The sequence below is a fragment of the Pseudomonas sp. BN505 genome, from assembly GCF_029873175.1.
Lineage (GTDB): Bacteria > Pseudomonadota > Gammaproteobacteria > Pseudomonadales > Pseudomonadaceae > Aquipseudomonas > Aquipseudomonas putida.
Genome location: NZ_SSOI01000015.1, coordinates 12544 through 28387, shown reverse-complemented (window position 1 = coordinate 28387; position 15844 = coordinate 12544). Strand labels below are relative to the sequence as shown.

Sequence of the window (15844 nt, the reverse complement as noted above, 5' to 3'; positions counted from 1 at the left end):
CCCCACTCACTGCCCGCGCAGGTCTTCGAAGAAGGCCTGCTTGCCATCCACCCGGCCGGACGCCCGTGGGGCCGCTGCGGCGTCACCACTGGCGGCCTCCACGTGCCAGTAGCAGTGCTGCACCGCGCGGGTCACCGCCACGTAGGCCAGGCGCTGCACTTCTTCCTTCTGCGCCGTATCGAACGGTTGGGCATCCCCGGCCTTGCCCAGACCCGCCTGGCGGTACACCTGGTTCTTGTAGGGCGAGCTGGTCAGGTACTGGCAGTCGCCCAGCATGAACACCGCATCGGCCTGCAAGCCCTTGGCACTGTGGTAGGTCAACTGACGCAGCCGGCGCTGCTCGGCCGGCAACGCCGCCTCGGCGTGCAGCACGCTTTGCAGGTGCTCGCTCATCAAGGCCCTGTCGCTGCCCTTGCGGTACAGCATCATGACCGTCTCACCCCGTTGGTAGTGCTCGATCAGCGTTTCACCCAAGGCGGCCTCGTCACGGTCGAACACCTTGACCGCAGAGCCCGGCAATTCGGCTGCCGGGCCACTGGCGCGGGCTTTCTTGCCGGCAATCGCCGGGGTGCCTTTGACCAGGTGCTCGGCCGCGTCGATCACCTGCTGCTGGCAACGATAGTTGTCGACCAGCATCACCCGCGTGTTGGCCGGCGACGGGAAGGCTTTGGTGAACTCCATGAAGTACTTGGGCGAGCTGCCCCGCCAACCATAGATCGACTGCCAGTCGTCACCCACGCACAGCAGCGACGAATGCTGGGCATGGCGCCCGGTGTGCATGGTCGGGCCACGCCGGCGGATTTCAGCCAGGCTGGCGCGCAGCCAGCTGACGATCTGCGGCGACACGTCCTGGAACTCGTCGATCATCAGGTGCGCCAGAGGCCGCAACAACGGGTCGGGCAGCAGTTGCAGGTTTTCCGGGTTGTTCTCGCTGAACAGGGCGAACATGCGGTTGTAGCTCATCACCGGCGGCGACTGGTCCAGCAGGTGTGCTTCCAGGGCCTTCCAGTACAGGGCCAGGGCCTCGAAAAACAAGGCATCGCTGTCGCCGGGCGGGAAGCTCATCGCCGCCACCGCGTTGTTCACGTCCAGGCCAAGGTTCTCGATGAAGTTGGCCGCGCCGACAAAGGCGTCCAGCAACGGCGCCGGTGCCAGTTCGCCCTTGACCTTGTACTCGAACCCCGGGCCGGCCACGGCATCGCCAGCCAACGAGGCCGCCAGGCGCCGGGCCATGGCATAGTTGTCGAGCCAGATCAGCGGCCGGTCGCAGAAGGCCTGCAACAGGGTTCGCTTGACCGCCCACTCGGCACGCACTGCCAACTTGGCGCCGGGGCGCTGGTACTGTGGGCTTTCAGCCGGGTCGAAGCCCAGCACCACCAACGGCCCCTGACCAGCCAGGCGGCCATGCACATGGAAGCGGCTGCCACGGATGTCGACAGTTTCGCGGCAAGGCTCGATGCCCTTGATCGGCCAGGCGCCGGCGGCGAACCACAGGTCCTCGATTACGTCGCACAGTTCTTCGTCGCGCTGGGCGGCCAACTGGGTCACCTGTGCGCGCTTCTGCACGTCAGGGTTGTTCGGGTCCAGTGGTTTGAGTTGCAAGGCTTCGCTGCGCAACAGGCCGACCAGCTCGGCAAAACGCGGGCTCTCACCCAGCACGCTGCTATAGCACTGGTTCAGTTGCTGGCGCTGGGCATCGTTCAGGCGCAGGTCGAACGGGTTGCTGTCGGCCTCGGCCTCCCGCCCGGCAGGCATCTCGTTGCCCAGTGTCTCGAAGGCGCGCACCTGGCCGAAGCCCGGCAAGCTGCGTACCAGCGGCAGGATGCGCGAATGGAAAGTACGCACCAGTTCGCGAGCCTGCACCGGTTGCAGGCTGATCTGCCACAGGGCGAATACCTGCACCAGGCGCTTGATGAAGTCCTTGCGCGACTCGCGGGTGAACGTGACCACGGTCATCGCGTCCAGCTCGTAACCCAGATAATGGCGCAGCAGCAGGATGCGCAACACCAGCGACGTGGACTTGCCTGCCCCGGCGCCGGCCACCACACAGGTGGACGGGGTGTCACTGAAGATCAGTTTCCACTGCGCGGCGCTGGGTTGCGCCTCGGCGGGCAGGCGTTGGGCGACGTCGGCTTTGAAGCGCTTTTTCAGCTCGGCTGTCAACGGCAGGCGCCAGTCGTCGAACAGGTTGTCGTCCTGACCGGGCACGGCAGCGATGTCAGGCCGGGTATCGCGGATCACCAGCACCTGGCGCCCGGCTTCGTAACCCTCCACCCGCCCGCGGTCGAACCCTTCACGAACGCCCTCGGCGTGGCCACTACGCTGGCCGGTGGCGTGGCCGAGGAACCAGGAGTCACGGTGCTGGGCTTGCAGACGGGTCAGGCCACGCCCCAGCAGGCGGGCGGCCAGGCGGCGAAACCAGGGCAATTGCGCGGGTGGGGTAAGGTCGGCGGGGGCCTGGGGTTGCTCGTGGGCCACGGTCACTCCGTTGAAAAACAAAAACAGCTGGCATGTTCGCCGCATCGACGGAAAATCGCCAGCGAATGCTTGCAGATCAGTGGATTAGGCGATGAAGCGAATAAAGCATGGCAGCAATTTACATCGAACAATATGATTGTTTTAAGCCGATATTTACGCTTATTTTCGATGTTTCATTAGCGCATCATGGCGTCATTCCACTGATTCAAGGAGCACGACCATGCTGCAACTGCGACCCTTTGAAGGCCTCGGCCACGCCAACCACGGCTGGCTCGATGCCCACCACCATTTCTCATTCGCCGAATACTACGACCCGGCGCGCATGCACTGGGGCAACCTGCGGGTATGGAACGACGACCTGATCGCGGCTGGCAACGGCTTCCCGCCGCACCCGCACCGCGACATGGAAATCATCACCTATGTGCGTGAAGGCGCGATCAGCCACCAGGACAGCCTGGGTAACAAAGGCCGTACCGAAGCCGGTGACGTGCAGGTGATGAGTGCCGGTACCGGTATCGTGCACAGCGAGTACAACCTGGAAGACGTAGATACGCGTATTTTCCAGATCTGGATCGTGCCGGAGCGCACGGGTGAAGCACCGCAGTGGGGCAGCCGGCCGTTTCCCAAAGGCGAACGTGGCGAAGGCTTCGTGACTCTGGCCAGCGGCCGTGCCGGTGATGAAGACAGCCTGCAGATTCGCACTGATGCCCGCCTGGTGGCCGCCACCTTGCGTGCAGGTGAAACCGCCGAGTACCGCTTCGATGCCGCCCGCAGGGGTTACCTGGTGCCGGCCAAGGGGCTGGTGGACGTCAACGGGCTGCGGGCCAAGGCGCGGGACGGTGTAGCGATCGAGCAGGAAGACGTGCTGCGGGTGACCGCCATCGAGGACAGCGAGATCGTGCTGGTGGATGTGGCCTGATGGATCGGGCCAGTGCAGGCTGCCGTGCAGTATCTGTACTGGCCTCATCGCCGGCAAGCCAGCTCCCACAGGGACCGCACAGGCCCCGGGCCCACGCTATATTTGTGGGAGCCACCTTGTGTCACGAGAGCGGCGCGCAGCGCACCCGACTGTCGACAAGCAACGCCCAATCCCGCTGAACATTGGCGCCATCGGCCACCCTGCACTAGCGTTGTGCTACCAGCCAGCCCCAACGTTCATGCGGAGCCCTCACCCATCATGCCGGACCTGCGCCCGAACCCAACGCTGCGCCTGGAGTACCGTGCTGACCAGCCGATTCACCACGCCTTCCTCGAACAGGCCGGCCGCTGCCCGGATGCCACCGCCATCCTTGCCCGGCACAGCAGCTGCAGCTATGCCCAACTGGCGCAGATAAGCCAAGGCATTGCCGCGTATCTGGTAGAAAACGCTGCCAGTGGTACCGATCGTGTGGTCATCGTCGCCAGCCGCAGCGCCGCCCTGGTGTACGCCATGCTCGGCTGCCTGCGTGCCGGCCTGGCCTTTACCGTGGCCGACGCTGCATACCCTCCCGCGCGCATCGGGCAGATCATCCGTACACTGGCGCCTGCGGTCGTCCTGCGCTGTGGTGATGCATCCCTCGACGCCTCCGGCCCCATTGTGGTTACGGTGCCGGAAGCCCCCGCTGAGGCACTGCAAGCCTTTCCCTGGCAACAGGTCGCGCTGCCCAGCGTCAACCCCGAGCAACCGGCGTACATCACCTTCACTTCGGGCAGCACCGGTGAACCCAAGGGTATCGTTACTCACCACGCGCCCCTGGTGCACTTCATCGACTGGCATGTGCGCCAGCATGGCTTTACCCAGGCTGATACTTTCTCCCTGCTTTCCGGTCTGGGCCACGACCCGGTGTACCGCGACGTGTTCACGCCCCTGTCGATTGGCGCGACCATCGCCTGCCCCGCCCAGCCGACCCTGACCGACCCGTCACAGCTGGCAGGCTGGATTCAACAGCACGGCGTGAGCGTAATCCACCTCACCCCGCCGCTGGGCAAGCTGATCGAGACCGGCGCACACATGAATGGCCAGGTACTCGATCAACTGCGCTACCTGTTCTGGGGCGGCGATGCGCTCAGCCCGGCGCTGTACCAGCAGATCCGCGCCATTGCGCCCTGCGCTGTCAGTGTCAACTTCTATGGCACCACGGAAACGCCACAAGCCATGGCCTTCCATACCCTCTCCCCTGACGGGGACAGTTCACGGGTGCCCTTGGGCAAAGGTATCGCCAATGCGCAGTTGCTGGTGGTCAACGCGGCCAACCAGCTGGTCAGCGTGGGCGAAACCGGTGAAATCCTCATCCGCAGCCCCTATCTGTCGCAGGGTTACTGGGGCGACCCGGCGCTGACCGAGGCCAAGTTCATCGTCAACCCGTTCACCGGGGACGCAGGCGACCGCTGTTACCGCACCGGTGACCTGGGCACCTACCTGGCCGATGGCAGCGCCAGTTTCCTGGGGCGCGGTGACAGCCAGGTGAAAATCCGTGGCCACCGCATCGAGCTGGCGGAAATCGAGAACGCCATCACCCGTCACCCCCACATCGGCCAATGCGTGGTCGTGGCCAACCACGACAGCGCGTCGATCCGGCTGGTGGCCTATTGCGTTGGTCAAAAGCCCACCAGCGCCGATGAACTGCGCCAGGCGCTCGCCGGCCAGCTGCCGGACTACATGGTGCCGGCGCTGTTCATGTTCCTCGAGGCGCTGCCACTCACCCCTAACGGCAAAGTGGACAAACGCGCCTTGCCTGCGCCATTTGACGACAGCGCCAGCCTTCCCTTGTCCCCCTTGGCGGAAAAACTGAGCACGGCCTGGGCGCGCATCCTCCAGGTACCGCGCATGGACGCCAGGTTGAGCTTTGTCGAACTGGGTGGCGACTCGCTGTCGTTCGTGCAAGCCTCGCGGGTGCTGGAGGAGCTGATCGGCCACCTGCCACAGCGCTGGGAAACGCTGCCGGTGTGCCAGCTGGCCGAGCTGAATGCGCCCCCGAAAAGCGCGTGGCGGGTGATGGAGATGCCGGTGTTCGTGCGGATGCTGGCCATCATCCTGATCGTGGTCGGCCACCTGAGCGAGTTCGACCATTGGTTGATCGTCGGCGAAACATCGGTGCTGTTCCTGGTCTCCGGCATCAGCCTGGCGCGGTTCCAGCTCAAAGCCATCGAAGAGCGTGGCGATGCGCGCACGCTGCTCAGGTCGCTGACGGCCATCGTGGTGCCCACACTGTTGTACACCGCGCTGATCCAGCTGGTGTTCGACCGGTTGCACTGGCAATCGCTGCTGCTGGTGTCCAACTGGTTCCCGGCCAGCGAGGTCAGCCTGTTCAATTACTGGTACATCGAAGTGCTGGTACAGATGATCCTGATCATCGGTGTGGTGCTGTCCATCAGGCGCGTGCGCCAAGCCGTCCTCGCCGACCCGTTCCGCTGCCTGATCATTGCGGCCTGTGCGCTGGTGGCGCTGGATGTGCTGCTCAGCCGCTTCGTGTTCGACGCCAGTGCGCTGCTCAACCGGGTACCGCAGCACTTTCTGGCGGTCATGGTGCTGGGCATGGCCGTGCACCATGCCGATACCACCGCGCGCAAGTGGGTGGCCAGCGCGGTGGCCGTGCTGGTGGTCGGCGAGCTGGACCTGATGGCGGTTGCCGGCGTTGGCTGGGAGGCTTTCTTGCGTTATATCGATATCGCCCTGCCGGCGATGCTGGCCCTTATCTGGGTCCGCTCGGTGCCAGTGCCCGCCCTGGTTGCACGGGGAGGTGCGGTCATTGCATCGTCAACCTTGTTCATCTACCTGACGCATTTCCAGTTCCAGTCGCTGGCGGACCATGTTTTCAGGCATCCGCTGTTCGAGGTCGCCCTGGCACTCGCCGGAGGGGTACTGGTGGGTTACTGCTGGAACACCCTGTTGCGTCTGCTGTTTACGCGATGGAACAAGCAAAACCAGGCGCGTGGAGCCGATGCGGCCGAGCGTGCTACCTCTGCTTGAGCTGACTTGCCGGCAATGGCGCTGTGATTGCAAACCCTGAAATACTCTGCCTAAAATGCGAACCATTAACATTTGTAAACATTTTCAGGCGGCATGGATGAGCATCCCGGATATAGCTTTTACTTCTCAAGTCAGCCAGCTATACCGCGCCCAGAGCAAATGGTTGCATAACTGGCTGAAACCGCGGGTGAACTGCAGCCACCTGGCAGCAGACCTCGTCCAGGATGTGTTCGTGCGTGTCATGTCTGCAGCCGACGCCGCTGCAAAGCTGGACGCCGTGCGCGAACCCAAAGGCTACCTGGCAACCATCGCTCGCCGCCTGATGATCGATCACCTGCGCCGGCTGCACCTGGAAAGGGCCTGGCTACAGGTGCTCGCCGAGCAACCCGAAGCACTGGACATCTCACCTGAGCAACGCGTGGCGTTGCTGCAAACCTTGTTCGAGCTCGACGCCATGCTAGCCGCGCTCGGGCCCAAGGTACGTGAAGCGTTTTTGCTTTCGCAGATCGATGGCATGCCCTACAAACACATCGCCACCCAGCTGGGTATTTCCGAAGTCAGTGTGCGCCGCTACATTGCCAAGGCGGCCGAGCACTGCATGATCTACAGCCTTGGGCATGGCCACTGAGCATGAACCTGAATGCCGAGCAACTGGCTTCGTTGCGCCAGGCCGCGCACTGGTTCAGCCAGCTCAACAGCGGTGAGGTGCAGGCCAGTGATTACTCGGCCTGGCAGCTGTGGCTGAATGCGACGCCGGTCAATGCCTGGGCCTGGCAGCAGGCAGAGCGCCTGCAAACGCGCATGGCAGCCAGCGAAAACCCGGCGTCTGCACGCGTACTGGCGCTGGCAGCCCACGGCCGCAACGCTAGCCGTCGGCGGGTGGTCAAGGCTGGCTTGATACTGCTGGGCGGCGGCGCGCTGGGCCTGGGGGGATACCGGGAGGTCAAGCAGTCTCCACTGCTGGCAGACGTGCGCACCGGCGTGGGCGAACAGCGTTCGCTGATGCTGAGCAATGGCACTGCGTTGATGCTCAATACCGCCTCTGCAGTCGATGTGGATGACGGCCTCGGCCCTGCACGCTTGCTGCTGCGCCAAGGTGAAGTCATGGTCACGGTGCCAGCTCGCCAGCATTGCACGGTCAGCACCCGAAACGGCACGGTCGAGGCAGGCGAAAGCCGCTTCGCCCTGCGTTTGTTCGATGACGGCAGCAGCCTGGAGGTATTTGCCCGGCAGGCGCGTGTAACCCTGAGCTCGGGCCAGACCCTGCTGGTAAACAGCGGCGAGCGCTGTCGGTTCAACGACCAGGGCTTCGCCGCGCTGGAAACCGTCCCCTTGGCCGCAGATGCGTGGGGCCGGGGGTTGCTGATCGCCAATGACCAGCGCCTCGACGCGTTCATCAGCAACCTTTCACGCTACCGCCCGGGCTGGCTGCGCTGCACGCCAGCCGTGGCAGGCCTGCGCATTAGCGGCACCTACCGGCTCGACGATACCGACCAGATCCTGCGCGCGCTGACCACGTCACTGCCGGTGCAGGTCCAGGTGCGTACGCGTTTCTGGGTCACCATCACGGCGGCGTAAAAAAAATGCTGGGCGCCTGATCACTTTGCCAGGGGTTATCCGACTCATAGGTATCCCGACTTTTACCTATCAGAGAAACGCGACGATGACCTGCCGCTTCAACCCCAGGCCTTTCACTGCGCCAGGCCTGCGCACCTGCCTGTTACTGACTGCACTGCTAGCGGGGCCTGGCGCTGCCAGCGCCGCGCAAGCCCATGACTACCACCTGCCGCAGGGCGACCTTGGCGAAACGCTGACCCAGTTCGCTGCCGAGTCTGGCATCGTGCTGTCGTTCGACACCCACTGGACGCGCGGTAAACGTTCGCCTGCGCTTGAGGGGCGCTATGACGTCGACCAAGCCTTGCAGATTCTGCTCAGTGGCACCGGGTTGCAGGCTACCCGGGAAAGCGACGGGCGCTATTCGCTGCTGTCAAGCACCCAACAGGGCGATGCCTTGGAGTTAGCCCCCAGCCGCGTCGATGCCCTGGGGCTGGGTAACGTCACCGAGGGTACCGGCGCCTACACCACCGGCGGTTCTACCAGCGCAACCAAGCTGCCGCTGACCCTGCGCGAAACGCCGCAGTCGGTCAGCGTGATCACCCGCCAGGTGATCGACGACCATGGCTCGCAAGACATCGGCGACGTGCTGCGCAACACGCCCGGGGTTTCGGTTCAGGCTTACGACAGCGAACGCATGGAGTACTCCGCCCGCGGGTTTGCCATTACCAACTACCAGTACGATGGCATCAACACCATCTACGACGGCGTCTACGATGAGGGCGTGACCCACGTCGACATGGCCGCCTACGACCGCATCGAAGTCATCAAGGGTGCGACCGGCCTGATGACCGGCTCTGGCGACCCCTCGGCGACGGTCAACCTGGTGCGCAAGAAGCCCACTCAAGACTTCAAGGCGTCGATCACCGCCAGCGCAGGGTCCTGGGACAACTACCGTACCGAAGGTGATATTTCGGGTTCGCTCAACGACAGCGGTAGCGTGCGTGGCCGCCTGGTGGGTGCCTACCAGGACCGCAAGTCGTACCTGGACCACTACAAGCAGAAAAAGGATGTCTACTACGGCATTCTTGAAGCCGACCTGACGCCAGACACCCTGCTCACCTTCGGCATCGACAACCAGGCCACCACCCCGCGCGGGTCGTCCTGGACAGGTAACCCGACTTACTTTTCCGACGGCAGCCGCACCGATTTCTCGCGTTCGCACAACCCGGCGGCAGACTGGAGCCGCCGCGACTTCCAGTCCACCACCTACTTCACCTCACTGGAGCAGGCCCTGGCCAACGACTGGAAGGTCAAGCTCAGCCTCAGCCACATGATCAGCGATCATGACACGCGCCTGGCGTCCGCCAGCGGCGGCAACCCGGATCCGGCGACCGGCGAGGGCATGTTCCTGTACTGGGGGCGCTGGGAAGGTCACCGCGTGCAGAACACCGCAGACGTGAATGTCTCCGGCCCGTTCACCCTGTTCGGCCGCGAGAACGACCTGGTGGCAGGCTTCATGACCTCTCATTCGAAGCAGACCGGCGATACCTACGACGGCAGCGCGTTCGCCATGGTGCCCGGCTCCATCTTCGACTGGAATGGCAAACTGCCGGAACAGAACTTCCCGAAAAACGGCGACTACACCACCACGCAAAGCCAGAACGGCGCCTACGTGGCCACCCGCCTGAGGCCGACCGACAAGCTTTCGCTCATCCTCGGCACCCGGGTCAGCACCTTCAAGTACAACGATGATCAGGACTATTACCCAACGTCTTCGTTGAGCGACACCCACGCAAGCTACAAGGAACACGGTGTGGTCACCCCTTATGCGGGCGTGGTCTATGACCTGGACGACACCTACTCGGTGTATGCCAGCTACACGTCGATCTATCAGCCGCAGGTTTACAAGGACATCAACGGCGCCACCCTCGCCCCCGTCGAAGGTGACGGCTATGAAGCCGGGCTGAAGGCTGCCTGGTTCGACGGCAGGCTGAACGGCACCCTGGCGTTCTTCCGCATCGAGCAAGACAACGTCGCCTCCAACATCGGCACCAACCCGGTGACCAACGAAGGTATCTACAAAGCCATCGACGGCGCCACCACCAAGGGCGTCGAACTGGAGCTGGCCGGCGAACTGGCCCCCGGCTGGAACGTCACCGCCGGCTACACCTACGCCCGTACCCGCGACGCCGACGACCAACGGATTTTCGGCTTCCCTCTGGCAACCACCAAGCCTGAGCACGTAGTGCGGCTGTTCAACACCTACCGCCTGCCTGGCGCATTCGACCAGGTGACCGTGGGCGGTGGGCTGCGCTGGCAGAGCGGCTTCTACGGCAACATCTACAGCCCGATCGCCAACGACTACACCCGCATCAAACAAGGCGGCTACACCCTGGTGGACCTGATGGCCCGCTATCAGTACAGCGAGCACCTGAGCTTCACGGTCAATGCCAACAACGTGTTCGACAAGGTCTACCTGACCGGGCTTGGCAACTTCGATACCACGTACTACGGCGAGCCACGCAACATGATGGTGACGACGCGCTGGGACTTCTAGAGCTACTGCCTTGTGCTGCCCGTCCTGGCCTCATCGCCGACAAGCCAGCTCCCACAAGAACCGCGCACGACTTGAGACCTGCGCTGGGCCTGTGGGAGCTGGCTTGCCGGCGATGGGCCGCAAAGCGGCCCTGATTGCTTAACCGGCCGGTGTCAGAGCTACCCTGCCTGCACGATGATCTGGCTTTGCAGGTCGCGGATCATTGCCTCCAGCGCCGGTTTCATGGCCGTGAAGTCCTCCGGCGAGCAGACTACATCCGGGTGGCTGAACTTGAAACGCCGCTCCACCAACACTGCGTTGCCCTCTTGGGAATAACGCGCACTGTAGTCGACATTGCCGTCATGCAGCTTCACAGGTTTCGGGATTGCCAGCACGTTGACCTGGGCGGGGAACTCGAAGCGCGAGGTCTCCACCGTGTCGTTGCCAATGCACACGAAGCTCTGGCTGCGTTCCTTCTCCAGGGTGAAGCTGTAGACGTTCTGCGAGATACCGCCCGCCAGGCTGGTAAGGGTCGCCACACCCACCGGCCCCGGCAGGTTGACCAGGTTTTCCGTGTGCCCATCCACATTGCTGACAAAGTCGCCGTTGGCGGTGGGCGGCTCGATCTTGATCGAACCACTGCCACGCTGCCCATAGGCGGCCAGCACCCTTTCGACCAGCATTTCCCGGTCTTCCGGTTTCATCAACTTCAAGCCGAAGCGGCTCATCTCGCTGGCCCAGCCCTTCACCGTCGAAACATTGGTGAAGTCGGCACCACCATCGGTCTTGACCTTGAACAGCAAGTCACTGGAAACCTGGTTCAGTTGCATGGCCGGGGTTTTGCCAAACTCACCAGTGGCAGTCAGCAGCACTCGCTTGTTCAGCACGGTCAACGGCAGGTAACCGGAAGCAACCGATGGGTCAGTCGAGTCCAGGTACAAGTCCAGGCCCGGCACATAGGTGATGACATGGTTCAGCACACCCAAGGTCGGCACTTTGGGGAACACATAGGCAGTGCCCTGGTTCACCAGCGCCGGGGTGCTCTTGATGCCTGCCGCGCCCAGCAGCGCCTCCAGCAGCGCAACATGGTCCTTGCAGTCCCCGTAGCGGTTGTCCAGTACGGTTTGCGCGGCATGCGGCACCACCCCGCCAGCGCCGACGTACACCGCCACATAGCGGATGTTCTCGCGTACCCAGTCACTGAGGGTCAGCGCCTTTTCCCGCGCGGTGGGCAAGCCGGCCGTCAGGCGCTTCGCCAGTTCACTGATCTGCGGAGTGACCTCGACCGTGGCCCTGGCCTGGTAGGCCTGGGCGAAGTCCTTGAAGCCGGAGAACGTCGAAACCGCCAGGTAATGGCCGTAGTCCAGGTACGACACTGCACCTGTCTCGATCCGCGCCCGCGCCGCCGGTACATAGTCCCAGCGATACACCGTGCGCCCTTCCCCGCTGGCGGGTGACGACGCCTTGAAACCACGGGCATCGGCCTGCAGCGGCATGCCCTGGGGCAGGTCGTAGGTCAGCGAAAACTGCCCGACCGGGTAGAACTGCGGCACGGTGATGTCTTCGAACTGCCCAGGGAAAAGCGGCGTAGCGCGGTTACGTTGATAACGCAGCACCAGCCGGTCCCCCACCGCAACCTCGGGGAAGATGACCACCTTGTTGACCGAGTCCTGGAACATCGGCGCCTGCGCAGAAGCCTGCTCCTGCTGCTCCTTGATGTGCGCGGCATCCACCTGCACTTTGCGGCCGTCGGGCTTTTGCGTGTAGGCCTCGACCACCTCCAGTGTCTCCAGCGAACGGTTGTAGCTTATCGGGTGCTGGGCATTGGTCTTGATGGCGCGTTCTTCGTTGATCAGCATGACGCTGTCGACATCAAGACGGAAGCTGCCGTCCTTCTGCACGACGAACGTCTGCGCGACCTTTTCCAGGGTGATTGAACGGTCGATACCATCGGTAAAGGCGTGGGCAAGGCCCGCCCAGAGCATTGTGACAGGCAGCAGAACAGCTGCCAGGTATGGCTTTTTAAGCATGGAGATCCTTCTCGATCAGCGGAATGCAATCGACAATGATACGCATTGGCGCCGCATGATGGCAAAGTGACAATATTCTTTAGCGTTGTCCCGCCAGTTCGGCCAGCACTTCAGCCGAGGTCGTGACCTGGCGGAAGTGATGCTGCCACAGTTCGATACCCAGCTTGGCCGACCGGTCCAGCGAAGACCCTACCGTCATGTCCGTCACCAGGGTGGGCGTCAGCCCCGCATCGAACAGGGCAAAGCCAGCGGCCAGCACACAGGTTTCGGTCTGCAGCCCACACACCAGCACCCGCTCCACACCCAGTTGCCTGATGTACTCGATGGCTTCGGCGCTCTGCCCGTAGCCATGCTTGATGAACACCTGGTCGGCCTCGACCAGGCTTTCGTCCTCGGCCGCCGGGTGCCAGCCGAGCTGCCGCTCGAACGGCGTGACCTGTTCGTCATGCAACTCGACCGAGGCAATGGTAGGAATGTTCGCTGACAACCGCCGCAAGCCATCGACCAGCCACTCGGGCGGGCTGAAGGTGGACTGGACATCGACGATGAGCAAAACCTGGCGCATAGCGTTCTCCCGCCATTGGCAAAATGGCGCGGAGTATACCGCGTGGCGCGGGGGCTTGATCACCAGTCGTAGGTCATCTCTACCGACGCAACCCGCTCCTGTCCGTAATAGCAGCCGAACGCATAGTTGCAGTCGGATACGTACTCGCGATCGAAGATGTTTTGCACATTCACGCTGGCCTGCAGGCCGCGCAGGCTTGGGTCGAGCTTGGCAAGATCGTAGCTGACGGTGGCGTCATACACGGCATAAGCCGGTACTTCGAAGGTATTGGCCGAGTTACCCTGCTTGCGGCCGGTGTAACGTGCGCCGGCGCCAAACGTCAGGCCATTGAGAGTGGCCTGGGTGAAGTGGTAATCCACCCACAATGTGGCAGACACCGGGGCCTGCGCCTCATTGCGGTTGCCTTGGTCGCCATAGGTGCTTTTGGTATAGAACGAGTCGATGTAGGTGGCCGCGGCCAGTACATCGACATTCTCGATGCTGGATTTGAGCTCCAGCTCCACACCACGCGAGCGCACCTCGCCATTTTGCGTCTGGTACTGCGGGTACTCGGTATCGCCGGTCAGCATGTTCTTCTGTTTCACCTGGAACACCGAAGCCGTGAACAAGGTCCCGTCGACTGGCTGGTACTTCAGCCCCACCTCGTATTGCTCGCCTTCACTTGGCTCGAACGCCTTGCCGCCGCGCTCGGGTGCTGCCGTGCCCACGGTTGGCAAGAACGACTGGGAATAGCTGACATACGGCGCCAGGCCAAACTCGGTGACATAGGTAAGGCCGATGCGCCCGGTGAACTTGGTGTCGCGCTGGGAGGCAATGCTGTGCGCCAGCAGATCCTTGTTGTCGACTTCCGCCCAGTCCTGGCGCCCGCCTACCGTCAGGATCCAGTTGTCCAGCTTGATCTGGTCCTGCACGTACAGCCCCGTCTGGCGCAGGGTGTTGTCCCAACGGGTATCCAGCACCGGCGTTACGTTGCTGGTGGGGTAGTTGTTCTTGCCATACAGGTCGACCGGCAACACGTTGTAGGCGTTGTAACCATCGTACTTGCGCGAGAAGTGACGGTAGTCCGCGCCGGCCAGCAAGGTGTGCCGCAGTGCGCCCGTGTCAAAGGTGTACTCCAGGTTGTTATCGATGGTGTAGGCGATGTTGTGCTGGCGCCAGTCAAGCTTGACCCGGTTGGCGCGGGTGTAGTCGACTACATCGCCATCCGTCACAAAGCTGCGCAGGTAGAAGCCCTTGTAGCGGTCGCGCACATCGGTGTATCGCGCCGTTGAGCGCCAGGCCAGGTCTTCGTTGAAACGGTGGCTGAAGTCATAGCCAAAAATATACTGGTTGCGCTTGTAATCGTTGTACCGCGAGTCCCCCGAAAAGAAGTCCCGGTCGATATGCTGGCCTGTCGGGCCACGCTTGAGCGAGCCGATCATCGGCAACGTCTGATAATCGGGCAGGCCATCATCACGCTGGATTTGGGCGAGCAGCGTCAGGGACGTGTCTTCATTTGGCGCCCAGGTCAGGCTCGGCGCCAGCAACAAGCGCTCGCTGTGCGAGTGAGCGACCATCTCGTTGCCTTTGTCGGCGACGCCGACCAGGCGATAGGTAAACGCCTTCTGCTCGTCCAGCGGGCCGCTGGTATCGAAGGCACCGTTGACCCGGTTGTAGCTGCCAGCGCCAAGCTTCACCTGGTTACGCTGCTCGCGGGTGGGGCGCTTGGAGACCATGTTGATCAGCCCGCCCGGCTGGTTTTGCCCGTACAGCACCGAAGAAGGGCCCTTGAGCACTTCGATACGCTCCAGCGTGTAGGGGTCGATCTGAGGTGCGCCCCCAAGGCTACCGGCATACGGCAGGTACGCGCCGTCCAGGTAGAGCGGGGTCGGGGCAAACCCGCGGCTGGTGATTTCGTCGGCAATGCTGTTGCGATCGGTAAAGCCACCGGTGGCCAGGCCCGGGGTGTAGCGCAGCGCCTGGGTCAGGTTGCGCGCGCCTTGGGCCTGCACCTGGTCGGCGGTGACCACGTTGATGGCCTGGGGGATCTCCAGGATGGGCGTGTCAGTCTTGGTGCCGGTGGCACTGCGGCTGGCAACGTAGCCATTCACCGGCCCATAGGCGGACTCCAAGGCCGCGCCGGTCACGCTGGTGGTATCAAGCTGCAGGGTCGAATCGTCACCGACCATGGGCAGCAGCGAGTAGCTGCCATTGGCCTGCTTCAACACCTGCAACCGGTTACCCGCCAGCAACTGACGCAGCCCGGCATCGGGGCTGTAGCGGCCATGCAGGCCGGGCGACTTCAGCGCCTGCACCGAAGACGGTTCAAAGGACACCGTTACCCCCGCTGCCGAAGCAAATTGGGTAAGCGCCGTGGCCAGCGGGCCGGCGGCGATGTCAAACGAAGCTTCAGCCTGGCTTTGCGCAACCGCAGGGCTGACGACCATCACCGTTGCCAATGGCGCGGCCAGCACCACACTGAACAATGCGCGATGCACTGCACGCGCCAGTCTGGTTTTGGTCGAGTTGATCAAGAAGATGCGGTTGCAATCGTTGACAGCGAGCATGCGGTTTCCTTTCGCCCTGCGGCAGGTTTTTCATTGCGCTTGGTGCGCGTCTACCTACAAGTCGAACGAGAACGACAATCGATAACCCCCCAGGCAAAAAAAATCGCCGGCCTTCAGGCCATGACACTCAATCAAGCATTTTAGGGCTGCTGCGCAGCCCTAAAATGCTCAACTACCGGCATC

The 15844-nt window shown here is 62.9% G+C and carries 9 protein-coding genes; 5 read left to right on the top strand and 4 right to left on the bottom strand.

Annotated features, from left to right (window positions below; translation table 11 throughout):
* Positions 1 to 6: 6 nt before the first annotated feature.
* Positions 7 to 2523: a UvrD-helicase domain-containing protein gene (locus tag E8E78_RS02560; protein WP_280313971.1), complete on the bottom strand. Its 2517-nt coding sequence runs from the start codon at positions 2521 to 2523 to the stop codon at positions 7 to 9.
* Between the two features lie 175 nt (positions 2524 to 2698).
* Here E8E78_RS02560 and E8E78_RS02555 point away from each other — a divergent pair, with 175 nt between their 5' ends.
* The 5 genes from E8E78_RS02555 (at position 2699) to E8E78_RS02535 (ending at position 10541) form a co-directional block, all read left to right on the top strand.
* Positions 2699 to 3397, top strand: a complete 699-nt coding sequence (locus E8E78_RS02555; protein ID WP_049275402.1) for a pirin family protein — start codon at positions 2699 to 2701, stop codon at positions 3395 to 3397.
* A gap of 258 nt (positions 3398 to 3655) precedes the next feature.
* Positions 3656 to 6427, top strand: coding sequence for an amino acid adenylation domain-containing protein (locus tag E8E78_RS02550; RefSeq protein ID WP_114942453.1), 2772 nt, complete (start codon positions 3656 to 3658; stop codon positions 6425 to 6427).
* Positions 6428 to 6524: 97 nt separating this feature from the next.
* Positions 6525 to 7055, top strand: coding sequence for a sigma-70 family RNA polymerase sigma factor (locus E8E78_RS02545; protein WP_016500357.1), 531 nt, complete (start codon positions 6525 to 6527; stop codon positions 7053 to 7055).
* Between the two features lie 2 nt (positions 7056 to 7057).
* Positions 7058 to 8005 (top strand): FecR domain-containing protein, encoded by a 948-nt coding sequence (locus E8E78_RS02540; protein WP_059395056.1) that lies wholly within the window; start codon positions 7058 to 7060, stop codon positions 8003 to 8005.
* Positions 8006 to 8090: 85 nt separating this feature from the next.
* Entirely contained in the window at positions 8091 to 10541 is a 2451-nt protein-coding gene (locus tag E8E78_RS02535; RefSeq protein ID WP_016500359.1) for a TonB-dependent receptor, read from the top strand.
* 158 nt (positions 10542 to 10699) lie between these two features.
* On the opposite strand, the gene E8E78_RS02530 is transcribed toward E8E78_RS02535, so the two are convergent.
* The 3 genes from E8E78_RS02530 to E8E78_RS02520 all read right to left on the bottom strand — a co-directional run bounded on the left by E8E78_RS02530 (position 10700) and on the right by E8E78_RS02520 (position 15661).
* A complete protein-coding gene (locus E8E78_RS02530; RefSeq protein ID WP_049273612.1) occupies positions 10700 to 12550 on the bottom strand; it encodes a DUF3857 and transglutaminase domain-containing protein in 1851 nt (616 codons plus the stop codon).
* 79 nt (positions 12551 to 12629) lie between these two features.
* The gene (locus tag E8E78_RS02525) at positions 12630 to 13115 is read right to left on the bottom strand and encodes an isochorismatase family cysteine hydrolase (RefSeq protein ID WP_016500361.1); all 486 of its coding nucleotides are present in this window, start codon (positions 13113 to 13115) and stop codon (positions 12630 to 12632) included.
* Positions 13116 to 13174: 59 nt separating this feature from the next.
* Positions 13175 to 15661 (bottom strand): TonB-dependent siderophore receptor, encoded by a 2487-nt coding sequence (locus E8E78_RS02520; protein ID WP_049273614.1) that lies wholly within the window; start codon positions 15659 to 15661, stop codon positions 13175 to 13177.
* Positions 15662 to 15844 lie beyond the last annotated feature (183 nt).